This is a genomic window from Mycobacterium decipiens, assembly GCF_963853665.1.
Lineage (GTDB): Bacteria > Actinomycetota > Actinomycetes > Mycobacteriales > Mycobacteriaceae > Mycobacterium > Mycobacterium decipiens.
Window position 1 is genome coordinate 4,036,216 of sequence record NZ_OY970459.1, and the last position, 22,514, is coordinate 4,058,729.

The 22,514-nt window shown below is 65.7% G+C and carries 16 protein-coding genes, 2 pseudogenes and 1 riboswitch; of the genes and pseudogenes, 7 read left to right on the top strand and 11 right to left on the bottom strand.

Annotation, left to right across the window (positions count from 1 at the left end; genetic code table 11):
* Positions 1-45: 45 nt before the first annotated feature.
* The 8 genes from AADZ55_RS17780 to AADZ55_RS17815 all read right to left on the bottom strand — a co-directional run bounded on the left by AADZ55_RS17780 (position 46) and on the right by AADZ55_RS17815 (position 9,800).
* Positions 46-1,311 carry a cytochrome P450 gene (locus tag AADZ55_RS17780; protein WP_085325680.1) on the bottom strand — a complete coding sequence of 422 codons (1,266 nt, stop codon included), beginning with the start codon at positions 1,309-1,311 and terminating at the stop codon, positions 46-48.
* Complete coding sequence (locus tag AADZ55_RS17785) at positions 1,308-2,552, bottom strand: cytochrome P450 (RefSeq protein WP_085325679.1); 1,245 nt, start codon at positions 2,550-2,552, stop codon at positions 1,308-1,310. Before AADZ55_RS17785 ends, AADZ55_RS17780 begins: the two co-directional genes overlap by 4 nt.
* A gap of 12 nt (positions 2,553-2,564) precedes the next feature.
* The gene (locus tag AADZ55_RS17790; RefSeq protein ID WP_119185004.1) at positions 2,565-4,013 is read right to left on the bottom strand and encodes an aldehyde dehydrogenase family protein; all 1,449 of its coding nucleotides are present in this window, start codon (positions 4,011-4,013) and stop codon (positions 2,565-2,567) included.
* 28 nt (positions 4,014-4,041) lie between these two features.
* Complete coding sequence (locus tag AADZ55_RS17795) at positions 4,042-4,941, bottom strand: SDR family NAD(P)-dependent oxidoreductase (RefSeq protein ID WP_085325677.1); 900 nt, start codon at positions 4,939-4,941, stop codon at positions 4,042-4,044.
* A 7-nt stretch (positions 4,942-4,948) separates the two neighbouring features.
* Complete coding sequence (locus AADZ55_RS17800; protein WP_085325676.1) at positions 4,949-6,085, bottom strand: spirocyclase AveC family protein; 1,137 nt, start codon at positions 6,083-6,085, stop codon at positions 4,949-4,951.
* Positions 6,086-6,087: 2 nt separating this feature from the next.
* Positions 6,088-7,200 (bottom strand): ABC transporter substrate-binding protein, encoded by a 1,113-nt coding sequence (locus AADZ55_RS17805; RefSeq protein WP_085325737.1) that lies wholly within the window; start codon positions 7,198-7,200, stop codon positions 6,088-6,090.
* Between the two features lie 98 nt (positions 7,201-7,298).
* Positions 7,299-8,093 carry a CbbQ/NirQ/NorQ/GpvN family protein gene (locus AADZ55_RS17810; RefSeq protein ID WP_085325675.1) on the bottom strand — a complete coding sequence of 265 codons (795 nt, stop codon included), beginning with the start codon at positions 8,091-8,093 and terminating at the stop codon, positions 7,299-7,301.
* Positions 8,094-9,800: a nitric oxide reductase activation protein NorD gene (locus AADZ55_RS17815; RefSeq protein WP_341286221.1), complete on the bottom strand. Its 1,707-nt coding sequence runs from the start codon at positions 9,798-9,800 to the stop codon at positions 8,094-8,096.
* Positions 9,801-9,922: 122 nt separating this feature from the next.
* Here AADZ55_RS17815 and AADZ55_RS17820 point away from each other — a divergent pair.
* From AADZ55_RS17820 to metE, 4 genes and pseudogenes are all read left to right on the top strand, one after another.
* Positions 9,923-10,147 (top strand): annotated as a pseudogene (locus AADZ55_RS17820) (SDR family NAD(P)-dependent oxidoreductase); the annotation flags it as partial.
* 100 nt (positions 10,148-10,247) lie between these two features.
* On the top strand, positions 10,248-11,540 hold the full coding sequence (locus AADZ55_RS17825; RefSeq protein WP_085325674.1) for a TetR/AcrR family transcriptional regulator: 1,293 nt from the start codon (positions 10,248-10,250) through the stop codon (positions 11,538-11,540).
* 84 nt (positions 11,541-11,624) lie between these two features.
* Entirely contained in the window at positions 11,625-12,467 is an 843-nt protein-coding gene (locus tag AADZ55_RS17830; protein ID WP_085325673.1) for an SDR family oxidoreductase, read from the top strand.
* A 45-nt stretch (positions 12,468-12,512) separates the two neighbouring features.
* Positions 12,513-12,759: riboswitch (cobalamin riboswitch) on the top strand.
* 142 nt (positions 12,760-12,901) lie between these two features.
* The gene (gene metE, locus AADZ55_RS17835) at positions 12,902-15,184 is read left to right on the top strand and encodes a 5-methyltetrahydropteroyltriglutamate--homocysteine S-methyltransferase (RefSeq protein WP_085325672.1); all 2,283 of its coding nucleotides are present in this window, start codon (positions 12,902-12,904) and stop codon (positions 15,182-15,184) included.
* Positions 15,185-15,255: 71 nt separating this feature from the next.
* On the opposite strand, the gene AADZ55_RS17840 is transcribed toward metE, so the two are convergent.
* Entirely contained in the window at positions 15,256-16,977 is a 1,722-nt protein-coding gene (locus AADZ55_RS17840; protein WP_085325671.1) for a DUF3556 domain-containing protein, read from the bottom strand.
* A 197-nt stretch (positions 16,978-17,174) separates the two neighbouring features.
* Between AADZ55_RS17840 and AADZ55_RS17845 the strand changes: the two are divergent.
* Positions 17,175-18,401 (top strand): annotated as a pseudogene (locus tag AADZ55_RS17845) (flavin monoamine oxidase family protein).
* A 28-nt stretch (positions 18,402-18,429) separates the two neighbouring features.
* On the opposite strand, the gene AADZ55_RS17850 reads toward AADZ55_RS17845, so the two are convergent.
* Positions 18,430-18,927, bottom strand: coding sequence for a DoxX family protein (locus tag AADZ55_RS17850; protein ID WP_085325670.1), 498 nt, complete (start codon positions 18,925-18,927; stop codon positions 18,430-18,432).
* Positions 18,928-19,015: 88 nt separating this feature from the next.
* On the opposite strand from AADZ55_RS17850, the gene AADZ55_RS17855 reads away from it, so the two are divergent.
* On the top strand, positions 19,016-20,659 hold the full coding sequence (locus tag AADZ55_RS17855) for a pyruvate, phosphate dikinase (protein ID WP_085325735.1): 1,644 nt from the start codon (positions 19,016-19,018) through the stop codon (positions 20,657-20,659).
* Entirely contained in the window at positions 20,656-21,261 is a 606-nt protein-coding gene (locus tag AADZ55_RS17860) for a MarR family transcriptional regulator (protein WP_085325669.1), read from the top strand. Before AADZ55_RS17855 ends, AADZ55_RS17860 begins: the two co-directional genes overlap by 4 nt.
* A gap of 3 nt (positions 21,262-21,264) precedes the next feature.
* Here the strand turns inward: AADZ55_RS17860 and AADZ55_RS17865 are convergent, their stop codons facing one another.
* The gene (locus AADZ55_RS17865) at positions 21,265-22,512 is read right to left on the bottom strand and encodes a WS/DGAT domain-containing protein (RefSeq protein ID WP_085325668.1); all 1,248 of its coding nucleotides are present in this window, start codon (positions 22,510-22,512) and stop codon (positions 21,265-21,267) included.
* Between the last annotated feature and the right edge of the window lie 2 nt (positions 22,513-22,514).

The following is a 22,514-nucleotide window of genomic DNA, read 5'->3' on the forward strand; positions in this document are numbered from 1 at the left end:
AACCTCAACGCGCTCAGGTGATTTCGGGTGCGGCGTGGCGGAGATTCACACCGGGGCGAACTCGAGGTGCAGTTCGGTTAGTCCCCGCATCTGCCAGGTCGGTTCGTAGGTGTAGCGACAAGCCCGCGGTGAGCCGTGCTTGGCCTCGAGGATGGAGATGTCTGACGTACGGTCCAGGATGCGGTTGATCGAAATTCGTCCCTCCGCCCGAGCGAGCGGCGCGCCGGGGCAGGAGTGGTTGCCCCGGCCGAACGCGACGTGCTCGCGAACATTGGCCCGGTCGATTCGAAACTCGTTGGGTTGCTCGAATTTACGTGGGTCCCTGTTGCTGGCACCGGGGAGCAGCATTACCGTGCTGCCGGCTGGAATCTGGACGTCACCGATAGACGTCGATGTGCGCGCCATGCGGAAGTGAGCTTTCACCGGGCTCTCCATGCGGAGTGTCTCTTCGACGAAAGTGGGTATGCGGGTGCGGTCTTCGCGCAGCAGCCCTTGAAGCTCGGGTCGTTGCGCGATCAACCGCATCGCGAAACTGAGCAACTTCGTGGTGGTTTCCTGTCCGGCCGCGAACAGGAACGTGGCGAGCCGGACGACGTCGATGACGTCGGGAGTAGAGCCGTCGGGATACTTTGCCCAAGCCAGTTCGGTCAGCACGTCCGCTCGTGGCTCGCGCCTGCGTTCGGTGATATGAGCAGTGAACTTTTCATCGAGGTACTCCAGCGGATTGTGCGCGCGCGTCAGCGAATCATCCTCGATCCCGCCCACTACCCTGCCCGAGAATGCGGCCCGGAACTCTTCATGGTCTGCTGCGGGAACTCCGAGCAGATCGGCGATTACCAACCCAGAAAAGGGCCTGGCGTACTCGTCGAGGAACTCGCACCTTCCGGTCGACACAAACTCATCAAGTTGCCGGTCGGCCAGCCGCCACATGAAGTCTTCATTCTCCTTGAGCCGCTTGGGGGTCAACAGGCGGCTCAGCAACCCCCGCGTCCGGATGTGCTCCGGGGGATCTTGGGTGACGATGTGTTCGCTCATGGGGATCTGCGCACGATGCTGCTCGATCAGCGCGCCGATGTCGTCGCCCTCGGGCACGAACGGCAGACCCGAGAACGGGCCGGCGACCGCCACACACGAGGAGAACGCCGGTTCTCGGTACACCGCAAGGGCTTCCTCGTGGCCCGTTACGGCCACCACACCCTGCTCAGGTCGCGACAGCACCGGGCAACGCTCGCGCAGATAGGCGAAGTACGGGTACGGATCGGGGATCAGGGCCGCGTCGGTGAAGAAGTCGACAGATTCGTAATCGTTCAACGGGCCTCCCGTGGCAACCTCGGCGCAGCCAAAGAAGCATCGAACAGCACCGGAAGTGACGTTGGCGACCGGAAAACCTGGCCCCGGATGTGCGGATCGTCACCCTGGGGGTGCAGCCGCAGGTTCGGCAGCCGGTCAAGTAGCAGGTTGAGCGCCACCCGCATCTCCAACCGGGCCAAATGCATTCCGAGGCAGACATGGACCCCGTGACCGAACCCGATATGCGCTCTAGCCGAACGGAAGATGTCGAAGCGATCCGGATCGGGATAACGGTCCTCTTGCCGGTTTGCCGCCCCCAGCATCGGCATGACCGAGGAGCCGGCGGGTATGGGCACGCCCGCCAACTCCGTGTCGCGGGTGGCCACCCGGGTGATGGTCAGCAGCGGCGGTTCCCATCGCACCGCCTCCTCGATCGCCTGTGGCAGCAGCGAGCGGTCGGCGCGGACCGCGTCGAGTTGATCGGTGTTGCATAGCAATCCGAACAGCAAGTTTCCCAGCGACCGGTAGGTCGTTTCGACGCCGGCCGGTAGCAGCAGGCGCAGGAACGAGAAGATCTCCTCGTCGGACAGCTGCTCCCCGTCGATCTCAGCCTGGGCGAGGCCGCTGATCAGATCGTGGCGGGGGGCCGCGCGCCGTGCCGCGACAATTGGCGTGAGATAGTCCTGCAACGCGCGCGAGGCGACGCGCCCGCGCTCCGGGTTGATGGTGAAACTCAGCAGGGAGATCGACCAGCGCTGGAACTGCGGATAATCCGCACGCGGCAAACCCAGCAGACCAGCGATGATCTGGGTCGGATAAGCAAAGGTGAACTCCTTCACCAGATCGGCGCGGCCGCGGACGGCGAACTGGTCGATCAGGTCATTTCCCACCTTCCGCACCAACTCGCCTTCCCAACGCGCCAACGCCTTCTGCGAGAACGCCTTTGCGACCAGGGACCGGTGTCGGCCATGTTCTGGCTCATCCATCCCGAGCATGACGTGGCGGCCCAGCACGTCACCGAACGCGTCGATGATGATTGCCGACGAGAACGTCTCGTTGTCGCGCAGCAGCTGCGCGACCTCTTCATGTCGATAGACGATGAAGACCGGTTTGGACTCGGCGTGCGGCATGCTCGACATGTCGATGCGCTGCACCGGTTCCTCGCGTCGCAATCGGGCCAGTTCGGTGTAGGGATCGCGGACGTCGCCGGAGACCACGTCGTCGAAGGACCCGAAAGCCTCGAGGTCGTCGAACAGTTGCACTCCCGGTCTCCTTCACCCAGCCGGGTAACCCACCGATTTGATCTGTGTGTATTGGTCGAACCCGGCGACACCGTTCTGCCGGCCCACCCCGCTGTCTTTGTAGCCCCCGAACGGTGTGTCGGCGCCGTAGGGAGCCCCACCCTGCACGCCGATAAAGCCGGCCCGCAGCCGGCGTGCCACGGCCAGGGAGTGCTCCAGCGACCCCGACATCACGTTCCCGGCCAATCCGTATGAGCTGTCGTTGGCTATCCGGATCGCGTCCTGTTCGTCGTCGAAGCCGATGACCGTCAGCACCGGTCCAAAGATCTCTTCCTGGGCGATCGTCATGGAGTTATCGACATCAACGAAAAGCGTTGGCCTAACGAAGAATCCCTTGTCGAAGCCGGTAGGTGCATCCGGGCCGCCGACCAGGCAGGTGGCACCCTCGTCGATGCCTTTGCGGATGTAGTCCAGTACCCGCTTGCGCTGCTTGTCCGAGATCACCGGACCGCACAGGGTCGCCGGGTCCTGCGGGTCTCCCGGCATTACGTTGTCATAGATGTTCTTCAGGTTCGCCACACCTTCGTCGTAGCGAGATCGTGGCAGCAGCAACCGCGTTGGGTTGGCGCAACCCTGGCCGGCGTGCATGCACGGCGCGATGCCGATCGCGCAGGCCATCGCAAAGTCGGCATCTTCCAAGACGATGGTGGCCGACTTGCCGCCAAGTTCCAGGAACAGCCGCTTCATTGTCGCGGCGCCCTTTTCCATGATTCGTTTCCCGACGACGGTGGATCCGGTAAACGAGATCAGGTCGACCTTGGGAGAAAGGGTTAGCTCCTCGCCGACCAGGTGATCCGAGGCGGTGACGACGTTGACGACACCGGCAGGGATATCTGTTGATTCGGCGATCACCCGGCCGAGGCGGGTTGCATTGAACGGGGTGTCCGGTGCCGGCTTGAGCACCACGGTGTTGCCGGTCGCCAGCGCTTGGCCGAGCTTGTTGATGGTGACCTCGAACGGGAAGTTCCATGGCACGATCGCACCGACCACCCCCACCGGTTCGCGCCAGACCCTGCGGCTGGTCAGCTGGCCGGTGATGCTGACTATCGCATCACCCAAGTCGGTTTCCCACGGGTATTCGTCGATCAGCTGGGCGGGATAACGCAGCGCGTCGGCCAGTGGGGCGTCCAGCTGGGGTCCGAAGGTGATGGCCCGCGGGGCGCCGGCTTCGAGGATGAGCTCCTCGCGCAGCTCTTCCCGCTCGGCCTCCAGCGCTTCCTGCAACTGCGCCAGGCAGCGCTTGCGCAACGCGCGGTTGGTTGACCAGTCGCTGTCGTCGAACGCTCGTCGGGCCGCGTCAATAGCCCGGTGCATGTCCGCCTTCGATGCGTCGGCGACTTCTCCGAGCGGCTCCTCGGTGGCCGGGTTGATGTTGGTGAACGCGCCGGCTTGGCCGTCGACCAGTGTGCCGCCGATCATCATCTTGGACTCGAACCGAACCGTGGCAGTGTCAGCCATGTGTGTCGCTCTCTGTAGCCGAGGCGTTCCGCAGAGCGCCGGGGGGTGGGGTTCCCATCGCCAGACGGGTCACCCTATGGAGAGCCTTACTGGAAAGCAACCGGTTAGCAACCACCAGCATCCGGGCATCGAGTCCGACGGCATGTCGGGCAAACGGTGCGCGCTCGTCGGCCGCCTTAGCGAGCGCGCGGGCGAAATGCGCCGGGGGGCGCGCAAATCGCATCGCAAAGCGGCCCCGCCGGTCGACCGTGGCGTGCAGCGCGGCGTACGGCCCACGCAAGTCACGGTGGTCCGCGGTCCCCGCGTCGGTGATGATGTCGGTGTCGAAGGTCCCGGCCACCAAAACCGTGACACCGAGCCCGAACGGCGCCACCTCGCCGGCCAATGACTCCGCCCAACGTTCAAGCGCACCCTTGGCGGCCGAGTAGGCCGCGATCTCCGGCATGCCCCGCACGCCGCCCTGACTCGAGATCACGACGATTCGTCCCCGCCCCGCGGTCCGCATCGACGGCAACAGCGCTTTGGTCAACGACACCGGCCCAAAGATGTGGGTGGCAAACATCAGCTCCCACAAGTCGATTGGTGTCTCCTCCAGCATCCCGGCCGCCGAAATCCCGGCATTGTGCACCAGCACGTGCGGGGCCCCGACCGCCGCCACGATCGCCTTGGCGGCAGCCGCGATCGAGGCGGTGTCCGTAAGGTCTAGCGGGATGGCGATCAATCGCGGATCATCCACGGCGGCACCGGTCTTCGACCGCAGCGCCGCAAGGCCGGACTCGGGTGCGCGCATGGCCGCCACCACGTGCCAGCCCAGCCGATACATATGCGTTGCGGAAGCGAGACCTAGCCCGCGGGATGCGCCGGTGATGACGATGCTGTGTGGCTGGCTCATGGCTCGATCATGGGTTGGGAGCACACCGCCCACCGTCGGCCGGGAGCGCCACGGTCGGTCGTCCGTTGGGCTGAGCGCTCATCCAAGTGGACCAGATTCCCACCGAGTACGGGCCTGGTTGCCCGTTGCGCTCGTAGAAGCCCTGTGGATCATAGACTTTGGCCTCGGGGTACGGCCACGGGCAGGCCACGGAGGTGGCAGTCCTGGTCCACTTGATTGCGGCGAAGCCAGTACCGTAGGCGAAGTAGGCGAGATTGATGAGAACGAACATCACCGCGAACATCCCCAGGGTCGGGCGGCCGGCAAAGAGCCGCACCCGGTACGCCAGTTTCTCGGCCACCGTGCGCCCGGTGTCGTCGCGGTAGAGCAGCACGCCCGCCGGGATCATCACGAAGGTCACCATTACGGTTTCCCAGATGAACGGGAATTGGTATGGCTTGCCGGTAAATACGGAGCCGAACGGGATGACTTGCGAGTAGATGTACATCCCGGTGCGCACCAGGGAGATCTCCAGCATCGCATCGATGGCTATTCCGATGGGCAGGATGATCGCCGCCAGGCAGATCAGCGGATGGCGCCATACGAACGAATCGACCGGACGGCGAGCCTGAATTCGGCGCAGGATCGCGACGGCTGGGAAGTACGGGCCGAGGTAGAACATGATGTACCCAATGACCAAAAACGGCTCCACCGTGGGCGACAGCGAGACCAGCGGCCAGTCTTCGGGCCAGTGCCACAACTGCGGGTTGTAGACGGCGTAGGGCGCCCAGTTCATGATGGGGTCCTGCCAGACGATCAACGTGGTGACAATGCCCATCAACAGCACCGGGTGCCGAGGGTGCCGGCGCCACGCCACCACGTAAACGGTGACGATGATGGCCATCGCGACGACAGTGAACAGCTGCATCAGCCCCAGCCAGTGCTGATAGCCGAACAGCGGCTGCACCGGACGGGGAGCGCCGGTGACGTCCGGGTTGCGAATTCGGTCGGAGACCGCACCCGTGCGTGCGAAGTACGCGACGACGGCGAGCACCGCGATGGCTACGGCAATCCACACCGAGGTCCAGACGAAGGTCCGCACGGACCGGTTCTCCCGTTCAGCGGCCGGGGTAGCGGCGGGCGGTGCGGTCTGGTGGGTGGCCACGGCTATTGGGCACCAAAGCGATCGACGAGATGGGAATGGATGCCGTCGGCATCCAGTCTGCGGGCCACCAGATACCCGGCGCCCATCCAGGCTCGCCGGGTCCACTTTCCGAATGAGACCCTGGTCCCGGGTGCACCGGATGCGGCCGGCAACATCTTCACCCGCTCCAGGGCCTCCTTCACACCGCGCGCGCTCAGCGGATGCGCATCGGCGAAGGCGTGCAGCAGCGCGTTGGCAACGTCGCGATTCACCACCGGCACGCAATACTGCGGACGGCGTCCGTACGCCGCCTCGTAGGTGTCCAGGAATCGCTGGCCGACACCGTTGCCTTCGTCGTACTGGTCGATACCGGTCCACCCCAGGAACGCTTGCCACATAACCGGGTTGATCCACGCGTTCTGAAACGCGGTGCTGGTGAACCGGGGTGGGTCCCAGCTCAGTTCCGCCAGAGCCGGGTTGACGAACACAATCCCGAAGCCGAAACCGCAATGCACCAACGCGCTCGGTTTCGCCTCGTACAAGCTACGAATCGCGGCACCGATGTCCTGGGCGGTTTGCGCGATACGGGCTTCACAGACAATGCGAATGCCCTTACGAACAACCGCATTTCGGAAGTTCTTGAGATAGTTCTCGCCGACCAGCGATTGCTCGACCAGCAGGCCGACCTCCGTATGGCCGCCCTTACCGAGCAGGTCGGCCCAGAAAATCGGCTCGTCGGTCATCGACCCCTGCGGAAACGCGAAGGTCCACTCCCCCAACCAGTCATCGCTACCACACACGTTGATCGCCGGGACCCGAAAACGCTCTTCGATGGCCTCCCGGGTGGGTATCGCGTTCTCGGTGATGTGGGGCCCGAACACCACCAGGCAACCGTCGTCGACCAGCTCGCCATAGGCGTCGATGACGGCCTTGACGGTACCCTTGGGCAGCCCCTCAACCTCCCGGTACACGATCTGGACCGGCCGGTCGATCACCTGCTGACGCAGTCCTTCGTCAAACACCAACTCGAAGGGCCGGGTGAGGTCGTCCCGCATCTCCTGCGGGTAGCCCTCCGGCAGCCGGAAGTCGAACAGGTAGCCGATCTTGATCGGCTCGGCTGTGCTCTCGTAGGACAATCTCAGCTCCCGCCCACCGCGCACGTCACGGCCGTCCAGGAAAACCTAAAATTTGTTCTGACATTATCGCGGGAAATGTCGCACCGTCAATGACGCGCCTAGCGACCGGCCAGATAGACGTCGATCATCTCCGACAGGCCGCCGGCTGCATGGGCGTCGTCGGTCAGCGGCCCGGCGATAGCGGCGCCAGCGGCTACCCGCGGGCTCAGCCCCTCGGCGATGAGTTGTCCTGCGGCGATGAGTACCCGCGTCGAAGCCACTTCGCGCAACCCGCCGTCCTCGACGCGCCGAATCGCATGGGCCAACCGCACCAGCTCGGCGGCCGCGTCGGGGCCGATGCCGGCCTCGTGGGCGACGATCTTTTCCTCGACGTCGGCGGCCGGGAAGCCGAATTCGATGGCGACCATTCGCTGCCGTGTCGAATCCTTGAGATCCTTGAGGACGCTCTGATAGCCGGGGTTGTAGGACACCACCAGGCAGAACCCCGCCGCGGCGTCCAGGGTTACCCCCAGTCGTTCAATCGGCAGCTGCCGGCGGTGGTCGGCGAGCGGATGCAGCACGACGGTGGTGTCCTGCCGCGCCTCAACGACCTCGTCGAGGTAGCAGATCGCGCCCTCGCGCACGGCCCGGGTCAACGGGCGGTCGACCCACTCGGTTTCGCCGCCGCGCAACAGATAACGCCCGACGAGATCAGCGGTGGTGAGATCGTCGTGGCAGGCCACCGTGATGAGCGGGCGATCGACGTCGTGTGCCATGGCCTCGAGGAACCGGGTCTTGCCGCACCCGGTTGGACCCTTGAGCAAGACCGAGAGCCCTTGCCGGAAGGCCGCCTTGAATACCCGTTCCTCGTTGCCGACCGACACGTAGAACGGACGACACGCCGGTGGCGCCACTCATCTCTCCTTCACACCGAGCTGGGCGCAGCGTAGCGCGGAACAGATATTTGGCTCAAGGTACGCCGCGGCCCCGGGTCGCCGGACATTCCCCGCGCGCAGTGCCTCGCGGAACAACGGCCCGACCACCCGGCTCAGTTGTTCCGGTCGCGCAACGGTGGCGTGGCTAGCGCTCCCGAATACCCGTTGCAACTCCCCCGGATCGGTGCCAGCGCCGACCGTCAGACACACGCACCCCATGCCCCGACCGCGGGCTTCGGCCAGCGCGCGGTGAACATCGGCCGCCCCGTAGCCGCGTTCATAACCGTGGTCGTAGGCCAACCCATCGGATACCACCACCAGCAGCCGCCGCGATGTGCCGCCGCGGTTCTCCAACACGGCAGCTCCGTGCCGGATCGCCGCGCCCAGCCTCGAATACCCGCCTGGAACTAAGCCGCGAAGTTGCCGCAACACCAACCCGTCGAGGGCGTCATCGAAACGCTTTACCGGCATCAGTCTAACCGCCGATCGCCCTTGGGAATGAAACGCGTAGAGCGCCAGTCGATCTCCGATACCATGCAGGGCGACAGCCAGCGCCGCCGCGGTGATCCGCTGTTGTTCGTGCACGGTGTTGCCGGCCACGCTCGGCTCGGCGACCGAGCCGGACACGTCCAGCAGCAGGAGCACCGCGAGATCGCGCCGGCGACGCAGGCTGTCGATGTATACCGCCTCGCTCGAACCAGAACCCGCCAGACTCCCGACCCGTGCTTCGATCGCGGCGTCGATGTCGATGTCGTCGCCGTGGACCTGCCGATGAAACCAGTCTGGCCCCAGGCCCAGGCGGGCCAGCGGCCGGCGCAATCCGTACTCCCCCGCACCGTCCGGTAACGAGGCGTCCCCGACACCGGGCTGGACTTCTCGCACCGTGCACCAGTTCGGCCGATAGCGCTGTCGATGAATATCCCACTCGGGGTATGTCGTTCCGAGGCTTTCACCGGCCGGACCGTCGATTGGGCCCATCGGACCGGTCCACGACACAGCCGCGTTGCCCCGGGGGGCCGAACGGGTATGGTGCGTCGGCGCGTTGGCGCCCGGCTGGCCACCGGCACCGAGCCGTCGCACCGCCCGCAGCATGCTGGCGAGCAACCGGCCGACCGCGCCGCCGCCTATCGAGCTGGTGAAACCGTCGGAAGCTGCCGCTGGATTGTCGGTGTCGTCCTCGTCGAGTTCGATCCATCTCCGACGACGGCTGCCACGGTGGTTCGTTGCCAACAGAATTCGACAGCGGATGGTTCCAAAGCACTCCGGTGGGTCGGCGACCGGCCCTCGCCCCAGCGCCACAGCCAAGGAACCCTCGGGCGATTCGGTGGCTGCCGCGATGCCACCATCGACCAGCGGCCGGACTGACGTCGGCAACAAATGGTTGTTCGCCGCCAGCGCCCGGTGGCCCTCCACGGCCAGATATCGCCTTGTCACCGCGGGGCGTCGGGTGAGGGTCCGCAGCACCTGCGGTTTCAGGCTTCCGGCGGCCAGCAGCGACGCCTGCACGGCCAGCGCCGCCAACTGATGGCGCGCAGTGGTCCCGGGATCGAGAAAGATCGTGACACCATCCGTCCACGCTCGCTCGCCCGGCCCCGCCGGGGCCACCCGCAGAGTGTGACCGGAAAGAGCGGAAGCCAGCATGCCCCATCGAGCAAACCGATCGGGGTGGGACTGGTCGGTCACCACGGGCCCTTCCTAGGTATCCCGGCCTCGATGCATTCGAGCGGTTTGACCAAATATCTGTTCCACCGTAAGGTCCGGCATTGCCGGGAGTCAATCGGGTGAACGAAGGAGAAGGAGCGGCCACGATCGACTTCACCGACCAGGTGGTGATAGTCACGGGAGCCGGTCGGGGGCTGGGCCGATTGTACGCGCTGGAACTGGCGCGTCGTGGCGCCTCGGTCGTCGTCAATGACCTGGGCGCGACGATGCGCGGCGACGGCACCGATACCACCGTTGCCGACGAGGTGGTCGCCGAGATCGAAAGCGTAGGCGGGGTGGCGGTGGCATCGCATGATTCGGTGGTCAGCCCACGGCGTGACAACCGAACCGGCGTCTTAGCACGCTCTAGAATCGGGCTGTCACCGCCCGTCAGCAACAACTATTTGGGTTTGAGAGGACGAGCAGCTAGCCATGGCCAAAGCCGACTCCTTGGTGCCCGACTACCAATCCAGGAGTGCCGGCGACGCCGGGACACGCCGAAGCGAGATCCTGCAGACCGCGGCATCGTTGATCGCCTCCTCGGGCTTGCGAACGTCGCTGCAGGAGATTGCCGATGCGGCAGGCATTCTCCCGGGTAGCTTGTACCACCACTTCGAATCCAAAGAAGCGATCCTGGTCGAGCTCACTCGTCGGTATCAGGATGAGCTGAATCGCATTGGGCTAGCCGCGCAGGCGAAATTGGACGAGGCCGACTCGCGACCCGTTTCCGAGAAGATTGCCGAGCTGGGGTCGGCGATTGCCAACTGTGCCGTGCGACACCGGGCTGCCCTGCAGATGTCGTTCTACGAGGGGCCGAGCGCAGATCCCGAACTGGTGAAGCTGACCCAGCAACGACCGGGCGCGATTAGGGAGGCGATGCTGCAAACCCTGCGAGCCGCCAGGTGGAGTGGCTACATCAAACCCGATATCGACCTTCCCACATTGGCTGACCGCATCTGCCAGACGATGCTGCAGGTTGGGCTCGACGTCATCCGGCACAACGCTTCCGCCGATCAGGTGTCGGCGCTCATGTGCCGAATCATGCTGCACGGGCTGGCGGCCCGACCGCCCGCCGACCGGGCGCTCGACGGGTCCGCCGCGTTCGCCGCCGCCAGCGATGTCATCGAGTCGTGGACCGACGACAAGGACGCCGACCCGAGCGACAAGTCCGCCCACGTTCGCGCGGTGGCGCGAACGGAGTTCGGCCGCAAGGGGTACGAAGTCACCACGATCAGGGACATCGCGTCGGCAGCCGGCCTCGGTACCGGGACCGTCTATCGGGTGATCGGATCCAAGGACGAGCTCCTCGCCTCGATCATGCGCTCCTTCGGGCAGAAAGTTGAAGCCGGCTGGGTCAGCGTTCTGCGCTCGGATTCAACGCCTGTCGCGAAGCTGGACGCGCTGAGTTGGGTCAACGTCAACGCGCTGGACCAGTTTTCCGACGAGTTCCGGATTCAGCTTGCCTGGATGCGCCAATCGCCACCCAACACTGCCAACCCGGGATGGTCATATCCGACGCGCCTGCGGCAGATGAAATCGCTTCTGTCCGAAGGGATCCGGTCGGCCGAGATAAGCATCGACACGCCGTCCACCGCGATGCTGGCACGGGCTGTCATCGGCATGCAGTGGATCCCGGAGAACATCCTGCGCGCCGTCGGCAATCGTCCGTCCCTGATCCTCGCACGCGACACCGTGTTGCGCGGCGCCGCTGTTCGCAACGGCTAAGCATGCCGTGAGTCTGAGGTATTGAACCAAATTTATGTTCTCCATAAGGTGGGCGGGAGGGCGTGGGCTGCGGAAAGGGGCGCAATGACTGCAATCGATCGGTTCCGGTACGACGGCAAGCGGGCGCTGGTGGTCGGCGGCGCGACGGGCATGGGTGCCGCAGCGGCCAAGGCCGCGGCAGAGCTCGGCGCCGAAGTTGTCGTGATGGACTACGCGCCGGTGAACTACCAGGTCACCCAGGCTCTGAATGTCGACCTGCGCGACCCGGCCTCGATCGACGCCGCCGTCGAGGAGATCGGTGGGCCGGTCCACGCGGTCTTCTCCGCCGCGGGCGTTGCCGACGGTGGAGATCTGATGAAGATCAACTTCATCGGACACCGGCATCTCATCGAACGCCTGCTCGGCAACGGCCAGCTCCCTTCCGGCTCGGCGATTTGCTTCATCTCCTCGGTCGCGGGCATGGGATGGGAGAACGATATGCCCCGACTGCTCGACTTCCTGGCCGCGCCGGATTATGCAGCGGCCGTGGCTTGGGCCGCCGCTCATGAGGCAGAAGGCATCATCCACTACGGCTTCAGCAAGAAGGCCATCAACGCCTACGTGGCAACGCGGGCCTATCCCCTGCTGAAGAACGGGATCCGCATCAACGCGATTTGTCCGGGTCCGACGGACACCCCGTTGGCCCAAGCCAATGCCGACCTGTGGCTCACCTTCGCGCAGGACTACCGAGACGAAACCGGCTCCATGGTCCATACCCCGGAACAGATGGGCGATGTCATGGCGTTCCTCAACAGCGCCGCTGCCGTCGGTATCAGCGGGACCACGCTGCTGGTGGACTACGGGCACGCGATGTCGTCGCTCACCGGGGCGTTCCCACCCGGAAAGCCCATCATCGATCTGATCATGGGCCGCGTCGCGCTGTCGTAGCGCCGCGCGGCTATCTCGCGTTCGCGCCCGATCGATCCTGCCAGTAACCTTGACATCGCAGCTGGTCTGCTGTCGCCGCAGCACGCGGCGCCGGCATCGAGCGAAGCAATGATGCATTCGCGAGAGGGAACCCGGTGAAAATCCGGGACTGTCCCGCAGCGGTATGCAGGAACGACCGCCGTCATATAGCACTGGGCCTCACAGATCTGAGACTGGGAAGCGACGGCCAGTAGGAGCACCCACCGGGTGCGTGCCTGTGAGTCCGAAGACCTGCCAGCTGTGCCGGGCGCGCCGCGTCCGGCGGCTCATCGCCTCGTGGAGAGGGCGTTTGGCCGTCGCGGTTGTGGTTAACGCGTCAGACGTGTGCACCGCAACCCGGATCGGCTGTGCGTTCGCGGGCGGTGAGGCCTCCGTCGATTCGATAGGACGAGCTCGTGACCCAGCTTGTAAGTCGTCAGCCATTCACCGCAACCATTACCGGCACGCCGCGCATCGGCCCGCACCGCGAACTCAAGCGCGCAACCGAGCGCTACTGGGCGGGGCGCGTCAGCCGATCCGACCTGGAGTCCGTCGCGGCCACCCTACGCCGCGACACCTGGTCGGACCTGGCCGCAGCCGGCCTGGACTCGGTGCCGGTGAACACCTTCTCCTACTACGACCAGATGCTCGACACGGCGGTTCTGCTGGGCGCGTTGCCGGAGCGGGTACGCAAGGTCTCCGACGACCTGGACCGCTACTTTGCCGCCGCGCGGGGCAACGACGACATCGCGCCGCTGGAGATGACGAAGTGGTTCGACACCAACTACCACTACCTGGTTCCAGAAATCGGGCCGTCGACCCGCTTCACACTGAATCCCGACAAGGTGCTCTCCGAGCTGAAAGAGGCACAAGAACAGGGTATCCCGGCACGTCCCGTTGTCATCGGGCCAGTCACCTTCCTGTTGCTGAGCAAGGCCGTCGACGGTGCGACGGCACCGATCGAGCGTCTCGAAGAGCTGCTTCCGCTCTACTGCGAACTGCTGTCCTTGCTCGCCGACAGCGGTGCGCAATGGGTCCAGCTCGACGAGCCGGCGCTGGTGAGCGACATCTCCCCCGACGCGCCAGCGCTGGCCGAGCGCATCTACAGCGCGCTGGGATCGCTGAGCAATCGGCCGGCCATCTATGTCGCCACCTACTTCGGCGACCCCGGCCCCGCGTTGGCCGGGTTGGCCCGCACACCGGTCGAGGCAATCGGCGTTGACTTGGTGTATGGGCAGAGTGCCGCGATTGCGGCGGTGCCTGAGCTGGCGGACAAGACGCTGGTGGCCGGCGTCGTCGATGGCCGCAACATCTGGCGCACCGACCTGCAGGCCGCGCTGGGCAAGCTGGCGACGCTGCTGGGGTCGGCTAAAGCCGTGGCCGTGTCTACATCGTGCTCCACGCTGCATGTCCCTTACTCGCTCGAGCCGGAAACCGACCTGGACCACGCCCTGCGCAGCTGGCTGGCGTTCGGCGCCGAGAAGGTGCAGGAGGTTGCCGTCCTCGCGCGCGCCCTGCACGAGGGCCGCGAGGCCGTCGCCGACGAGATCGCAGCGTCCAACGCCGCGGTGGCCTCGCGCAAACACGACCCGCGTCTGCACAACGGCCAGGTTCGGGCTCGCATCGACTCGATCATCGCCTCGGGTGCACATCGCGGCGAACCCGCAACACGCCGGGCCAGTCAGGAGGCGCGGCTGCACCTACCACCGCTGCCCACCACCACGATCGGGTCGTTCCCGCAGACTGTCGAGATCCGCAAGGCCCGCGCCGCGCTGGTCGCCGGTGAGATAGACGACGCCGAATACACGCGTCGGATGCAGGCCGAGGTCGCCGAGGTGATCAAGCTGCAGGAGCAACTCGGGCTGGACGTGCTGGTGCACGGTGAGCCCGAGCGCAACGACATGGTGCAGTACTTCGCTGAGCAGCTGGACGGCTTCTTCGCCACCAAGAACGGCTGGGTGCAGTCCTACGGCAGCCGCTGCGTGCGGCCGCCGATCCTCTACGGTGACGTCACGCGCCAGCACCCGATGACGGTGGACTGGGCCACCTATGCGCAGTCCCTGACCGACAAGCCGGTGAAGGGCATGCTGACCGGGCCCGTCACGATCTTGGCCTGGTCGTTCGTCCGTGACGATCAGCCGCTGGCCGAGACCGCCAACCAGGTGGCGCTGGCCATTCGCGATGAGACGGTGGATCTGCAGTCCGCCGGCATTGTGGTCATCCAGGTGGACGAGCCCGCACTGCGCGAGCTGCTGCCGCTGCGTGGCGCCGACCAGGACGAGTATTTGCGCTGGGCGGTGGGGTCGTTCCGGTTGGCCACCTCCGGCGTCGCGGACGCCACGCAGATCCACACCCACCTGTGCTACTCGGAGTTCGGCGAGGTGATCGGCGCTATCGCCGACCTGGATGCCGATGTCACGTCTATCGAGGCGGCGCGGTCACACATGGAGGTGCTGGACGACCTGAACGCGATCGGCTTCGCCAACAGCGTGGGCCCGGGTGTCTACGACATCCACTCGCCGCGGGTGCCGAGCACGAACGAGATGGCCGAATCGCTGCGGGCCGCATTGAGAGCCGTTCCGGCTGGGCGGCTTTGGGTCAACCCCGACTGCGGGCTGAAGACGCGAAACGCCGGCGAGGTGACCGCCTCGCTGCGGAACATGGTCGCCGCGGCGCAAGAGGTTCGAGCGGGCGTCTAGTCCCCCGCCGAGCAGACGCAGAATCGCACGACACGCCCCGCGTGCGTGCGATTCTGCGTCTGCTCGCCGAGTTAGTCGGGCAGCACCTGGATCGGCACCTCGTCGTCCCAGGGCTGTCGGTTCACCATGTCGGCGACGCGCACATAGCCGCGCTCGAACTCGCCGGTCGCCGCGTCCACCAGTCGATACTGCTGGGTCTGCCGGTGGATAGGCTGCGCATCGAGCAGCACGATCCGCACCTCCCCGGGCTCGAACCGGCAGCGTTGCTGCATTGCCTCGATCAGTTGCTCGTTGTGCATGTGGCCGTCGCCGAAATTCCACCCGATTGCGGTGCTGCAGATCCGCTCCCCGTCGGTGATGACGTAGTCGTCCTCGTTGTGGCCCGCCATCGCCCGATGCGCCAGCGTGAACAGCGCCCTGCCGTGAGTGTTCATGGCGCGGAACGCGTATCCGAGGTACATCGGGATTTGGGCTCGGTCCTTGCCGTAGTACAGCTCCAGCTGTGCGGCCGGCATGCTGGCGATCGCGACGATGCCCCTGGTGATCTTGTCGTCGGCCGAGGGCTTAATGCACCACAGCGTGGTGTCCCAGTTTCCGGCGTAATAGCGCATGCCCGGCAGGAACGAGATCTTACGCGGAAACAGGTTGCCCGCGATGACTGTGCTGACGACCACCGCCAACAGAATCGCCACCGGCACAGGGTTTTTCATGTCGGTCAGGCCAAGATCGGCATGGCCGACGAACAACGACAGGACACCGAATATCATGAAGACGTTCCACTCCAGCGGCACCCCCATTGGGATCGCGGTGAGGATCCCCAAGTGGAAACCCACCATGACCGCCGCGGCCACCGCGGTCGGCCAGCCGCCGTGGGCGACGAACAACACCACGGGCACACACATTTCGATGAAAGTGCTGACGTGGGCAAAGATCCGCGACAGGAGTCCGGGCCGCAGATCGTCGGGAAACTTCTCGAAGAACATCCGCTTGATGAACCGCGGGCGGAACAGGGGGTTGTTGGACATCATCGTGGCGATCACAAAGGGGAAGTGCCTGTTGAGCTTCGACGTCGCCGCGCCCATCCAGATCACCAGGAACACCAGCTTGGCGGCGACGATCATGTCGACACCGCCGAACAGGAAGGTCACCGTCAGCGTCGCGTACACCTCACCGCGGGCCGCCAGAAAGATCACCTTGTCCCGCAGCCCCAGCACCCCGAGAAGTACCAGGATCGTCACGATCTGCCACACCGGCAGCAGACCGACCCTCGAGCCCAGCTCCGGTACCGGCCCGCCGCCGTCGGTGAACAGCGCCGACAACAGCATGATCAGCAGTAGCGCGTAGAACGCGACGTCCACCGGTTTGCGCTTGGTACCCGCGGTCCACCCGACGCGATCCGGCCACGGTGGCAGCCGGATGGTGCCAAAGCGCATCCAGTACAGGATCGAGCCCATCGGCGGGAAGAACCGGTTGTTCAGCGGCCCGAAGCCGCAGCCCAGCCCGATCAATTCGAACAGCATCGTGTAGAGCACGACCTTCTGAAACACGATCGGCTCGGAGTACCACGACTTGAAGTCGGTGAACCCGTCAATGTCCTTGGTGCTGAACACGATCAGCCAGCCAACCAGGATGTAGAGCAGGATCTTTGCGACGTAGAACAGGTGCAGCGCCACCGGCGTTCCAAAGCCCACCTCGGCCCAGTGCCGGGCCATCGGGCGGATCTTCTCGCTGCGGGTGCCCTTACTCCACTCGGCCATGTCGATTTCCGGCAACTGGGGCTTGAGAAATCCCATGGTTGCAAAGACTAGAACGGTTCTAGCCGTGCACTGAATTGGTGCCTCGAAATCCTATGTCGGCCGGTGCGTTCGGGGCCGGTTTGGACTCCGGCAGACCACGATCGGTGTAGTTTGCTGCTGGACGGCATTCAAAACCCAAGGAGTCGCTCGTAGTTGACGTCGACTATTGCGTCGTTGGTGCAGGATTCGCCGGTTTGACGGCGGCGTGGCGGCTCAACCGGGCGAGGCGCTCGGTTGCTTTGCTGGAGGCGCGCGACCGGGTCGGCGGTCGCACGCACACCGTAACTTCCGACGATGGCGTGTGGATCGACCGCGGCGGCGCCTGGATCGGACCGGGTCAGGACCGGATTTATGCCCTGATGGAAGAGTTCGGCGTACCCGAATACAAGCAGCACAACGACAGTGACGCCATGCTGGTCGTCGACGGTAAGAAACACCGATACGGCGGCAAATTGCCTCCGACGATGAGCCCGTGGGCGGTGGCCAACCTGGGCCTTGGGTTGCTGACGGTGGAGCGAATGTGCAAGACGCTCCCCCGCGAGGCCCCGTGGGCGGCCAAGGACGCCGCCGAGTGGGACCGGACAAGCCTCGGGGATTGGGCTCGAGCGCAACGTCTTGTCCAGGCCGGCACGCGACGTGCTGGACATGGCCTTGGCCGGCCCGTACACCTCGGCGGCCGCAGAAGTGTCTCTGCTGTGGGTGCTGTTGCAGATGGGGTCTGCGGGCGGGCCTACCTTTGTCATCTCAGGCAAGGGTGGCGCACAGGACGCCCGCCCGGTCGGTGGGATGGGCGCGATTTACCGGCCGATGGCCGCGGGGTTGAGTGATGGGTTTCACTTGTCGCGACCGGTCCGCCAGATCGCTCAGGACGCCGACGGGGTAACCGTCCACGCCGAGGGCATGACCGTGCGCGCCCACCGGACCATCGTCGCGATTCAGATGGCGATCGCCGGCACGATCAGCTACCAGCCGGCGCTGCCGGTGGATCGAGCTTTTCTGAATCAGCGCTGCCCAGCGGCGCGGTCATCAAGATCTCGGTCGTTTACGACGAGCCCTTCTGGCGTGCCGACGGACTGTCCGGCCAATCGGCGGCGCCGGGAACCCCGGCCACGCTGACACTCGACGAAGCCGAGCGGAAAGCAATAGTCATCGGCGAACTCGTGGACCGGTTCGGCGCCAAGGCCAGTGCTCCCGTCGAATTCCACGAGCACAGCTGGACGCACGACCGCTATTCCGGTGGCGGGATGATCAGCCACACCCCCTGCGGTGCACTCACCGAATTCGGTTACACGCTGCGCGAACCGTGCGGTCGCATCCACTGGGCCGGCTCCGAGAGCTCAGCCACCATGTGCGGATGGGTCGCGATTCGCTCCGGGGAGCGCGCCGCGGCCGAAGTCATGGCACACGAAGCCGCGGCCTGACCGCTGACCGCGTGGATACCCCCACCCGCTAGGCCGGCGGGCGGTAGAAGATCAGCAACTGGCCCACGGCCCCGGCGAGGCCGAGCCCCGTCGCGAACAGCAATCCGTGCCAGCCGTCGAACCAGTTCTTCTGAAAGATCAGCCAATCCAGGCTGAGCTTGCCGGCGCCCAACGTGGCGACGACGACTGCACTGACCGCCAGCACCAGGTTGTACTCCCAGCCTTCATTGACGATGAAGAAGCCGTTGGCGCGGTGTACCGTCCACGCCGCAACCAGCATCAGCGAGACGAAACCCGCGGCCGGGATCGGCGTCAGCAGGCCTGCCGCCAGCCCCAGGCCGGCGGCCGTCTCGGTGCTGGCGGCCAGGGTGGCGTGAAAGGTGCCCGGCTTCATCCCGATGCTCTCGAACCAGCGCGCGGTGCCCGGAATCCGGCCGCCGCCGAAGAACTTGTTCAAGCCATGCGCGGCCAGGGTCACACCCAGCACCAGCCGCAGGATCAGTAGCCCGACATCGTAGGAAGTCATAGCTGCAAACCTAGAACATCGAGGTAGGTGTCTTGGCGGCAGCGGCGAGCCGCCGGGCCCGGTGATCGGTGTGGAAACATGGCTGGCGATGCAGCGTTTGCCGAAAAGCACTAGGGGGTGCACCACGACTCGTATCGCACGAGGCACCACGGGACACACCGTGGTCTTGCTGGACGGCGAGGCGCAACACCCGCGGGCGCTCCTGGGCAACAAGGGCCACGGCATCGATGCGATGCGACGGCACAAGTTGCCGGTGCCGCCCGCCTTCTGCATCACCACCGACGTGGGCGTTCGCTATCTCGCCGAACCCGGGCCGACGATCGACGCGATTTGGCACGACGTGGTTGACCGGATGAACTGGCTGGAAGCCGAGACGTCTCGCACGTTCGGCAAAGGTCCGCGTCCATTATTGGTCAGCGTGCGCTCGGGAGCCACCGAGTCCATGCCCGGCATGATGGACACGATCTTGGATCTGGGCGTCAACGACGCCGTCGAACAGGCGTTGGCCGCGCAGCGCTCCCCCGAGTTCGCCCGCGATACCAGACGGCGGTTTACCCGCATGTATCGGCGCATCGTGGCCGGTACCGACCCAGCCGAGGATCCATACGCACAGTTGCGCGCCAGCATCGAAGCCGTGTTTGCCTCGTGGAACTCGCCGCGCGCCGCCGCCTACCGCGCGCATTGCGGCCTCGACGACCAAGGCGGCACGGCGGTGGTGGTGCAGGCCATGGTGTTCGGCAACCAGGCGAAAGACTCCGGCGCCGGAGTGTTGTCCTCCCGCAACCCGATCACCGGCGCCCACGAGCCGTTCGGCGAATGGCTGCCCGGCGGCCAGGGCGATGACGTGGTGTCCGGATTGGTCGACGTAGAACCGATCACCGCGCTGCGCGACGAGCAACCGGGTGTCTATGACGAACTCATCGACGCCGCCCGCAGCTTGGAACGGCTGGCCTGCGACGTCCAAGAGATTGAGTTCACCGTCGAAGACGGCAAGCTGTGGTTGCTGCAGACACGGGCTGCCGAGCGGTCGGCGCAGGCCGCGGTGCGACTGGCGCTGCAGCTTCGAGACGAGGGACTCATCGACGACGACGAAACCCTCCGCCGGGTGACCCCAGCGCATGTCGAAACCTTGCTGCTGCCAGCGCTACAGCCGGAAACACGTTTAGCCGCACCACTTTTGGCCAAAGGCCTGCCGGCTTGCCCCGGCGTGGCAGCCGGCACGGCGTTCACCGACGTGGACCGGGCACTGGACGCCGCCGACCGCGGGGAACAGGTCATCCTGGTGCGCGACCACACCAGGCCCGAAGACGTCTCGGGCATGCTGGCGGCCCAGGGCATCGTCACCGAGGTCGGCGGTGCGGCCAGCCATGCGGCGGTGGTCAGCCGTGAGCTCGGCCGGGTGGCCGTGGTCGGCTGCGGGCAAGGAGTCGCCACATCCTTGGCGGGCAGGCAAGTCACCGTCGACGGCTACGAAGGTGAAGTGCGCGAAGGCAATCTGCGACTGTCGGCGTGGTCGGAGGACGACACGCCGGAGCTCTGCGAGTTGGCCGACATCGCGCGACGGATCAGCCCGCTGCGTGCCCACGCCGCCGGCGACTTCCCGCGACTGGACGATCATTCCGAAGCAGCGGTGCGCGCCGCGCTGACCGCCAGGCATGGCGACGTTGTGTCGGCCACTCCGCTGATCACCATGTTGACCGCACTGCGGCTTACGGGTCAGGACGCCCCGTGAGCGAGTTGACGGTGCTACAGGCAGTCCGGCTCAAGGGCCGGGTGCGTCCGGCAGACCTCGCCGCGACGTTGGACGAAAATCTTGCCGACGTCACCAAGACCGTCGAGCAGCTTACCGCGGCCGGCCTGCTGGTCGACGGCACAACATTGCGGATCAGCCCAAGCGGCCGTGACCGGCTCAGCTTGTTGCTAGCCGAGGAGCGCAAGCGGGTCGACCCGACCGCCCTCGCCGCTGCCTACGACGCCTTCCGCTCTGTCAATGCCGACTTCAAAGCTCTCGTCACGGACTGGCAGCTCAAAGACGGCACGCCCAACGTTCACGACGACGCCGCGTACGACGCCGCGATAGTGGCCCGCCTGGACGACATCCAGCAACGGGTGCTGCCGATCGTTGCGGCGGCCGCGATACAGCTGCCCCGGTTGAGCGCCTACCCGGCTAAATTGGGTGCGGCGCTGGACAAGGTGAAGGCCGGCGATAACGCTTGGCTGACCCGTCCACTCATTGACTCCTACCACACAGTGTGGTTCGAGCTGCACGAAGAACTGATCCTCGCCGCCGGCCTGACCCGGGAAGAAGCGGCCAGATCCGGTGATGCCCAGTAGCTTTCACTGCAGGGCCGCACCGAGGAGTTGTAGGTATCCGTCAATGTCGGGTAAGGCGGACTGTGCCGCATGCACGCTGATCGCGACGCTGTCGCCGATGCCATGCACCCCATGGGTCAGGCCCATCACCGGAGATAGCGCCGGGTATCCGGCGGTCAACACCACCGGCGCATCCCCGAAACTCAGATCGGCGGCTCCGCGATGGACACTGGAGACCACGGTGTTGCCGGCCACCTGCACGGGCCGCGCATCCGGGTTGAATTGCGAGATGCCCCAATGCAGGAGCGCTGCGGGCACCGCGGCAAAGGCCCGATCGCCCGACCGGGTCGCCGGATGCTCCAAGCGGCGGCGCCCGTTGGCCAGTTCGGCCGAGATCCGCTGCACCCGCTCGTCACGCTCAAGCTGCGGGTACAGGCCGACAACGACGTTGGCGAAATGATTACGTGCTTGCCGCACACCCGGTTTAGCCATCGGTACCTCGGCGCCCAGCGCGTCGGCGGCCGGGCCCAGCAGCCTGGACAGCGCGGTGGACACCGCGGCCAACACACTCACCGTGACGGTGCGGCCTTGCAACAACTGCGAGCGATGCCGCACCAGGGTACGCACCGCGCGGACGCCTTCGGGCCGGGCGTTCGTGGACAGCGGTGGCCGCGATCCGGCCCCCGGCGCCAGCAGTCCGGCCCCGATATCGCGAACCAGTCGGCGCTGTGTTCGCGCGGCATCCACCGCCCGCCACGGTAGGAAACCCCAACGCGGCCTCGCTAATTCGGGTACCGGGGTGGGCCGGCCGAACACCCACGCCGCCACCGCCGACGCCCGGGCGCCGTCGCCCAACGCATGCGCGATTTGCAGGACGGCAACCAAACCTGGGCCACTTACCCCCGGAATGCCCCGCACTTGTGTGAAAACGTGCAGCCGCCAAGCCATCCGGCGAATGTCCAGCTGGTCGTCGGCCAGCCCGACAACCGCCGCGAGACACCCCCGCCAGCTGCGATCGGCCAGGTCGTGGCAGACCACCTGGTCACACTGCACCGGGGCGGGCACCCACTGCGGGTAGGTCAGGGCGCATCCATCGTGAACCCGCATGGCCAAATCCGGGCAGGCACCGGCCCGACGGTAGATTTGGTCGAGGGCGTGACCGAGATCGGTGGGTTCACCGTCGAATGCATACAGCAGGAATTCGTCGTTGGGGATCTTGGCCGACATCCAGTAGAACTGCGCGTCGACGGCCGCCATCCGGTGCCCCGCCACTA

What these genes read in the sequence shown, in the direction of transcription:
- AADZ55_RS17790 (WP_119185004.1), bottom strand. Translation starts at nt 4,013, where the DNA reads ATGATGATCGGCGGCACACTGGTCGACGGCCAAGCCGGCGCGTTCACC.
- AADZ55_RS17795 (WP_085325677.1), bottom strand. Translation starts at nt 4,941, where the DNA reads ATGAGCCAGCCACACAGCATCGTCATCACCGGCGCATCCCGCGGGCTA.
- AADZ55_RS17825 (WP_085325674.1), top strand. Translation starts at nt 10,248, where the DNA reads ATGGCCAAAGCCGACTCCTTGGTGCCCGACTACCAATCCAGGAGTGCC.
- AADZ55_RS17830 (WP_085325673.1), top strand. Translation starts at nt 11,625, where the DNA reads ATGACTGCAATCGATCGGTTCCGGTACGACGGCAAGCGGGCGCTGGTG.
- AADZ55_RS17840 (WP_085325671.1), bottom strand. Translation starts at nt 16,977, where the DNA reads ATGGGATTTCTCAAGCCCCAGTTGCCGGAAATCGACATGGCCGAGTGG.
- AADZ55_RS17850 (WP_085325670.1), bottom strand. Translation starts at nt 18,927, where the DNA reads ATGACTTCCTACGATGTCGGGCTACTGATCCTGCGGCTGGTGCTGGGT.
- AADZ55_RS17855 (WP_085325735.1), top strand. Translation starts at nt 19,016, where the DNA reads ATGCAGCGTTTGCCGAAAAGCACTAGGGGGTGCACCACGACTCGTATC.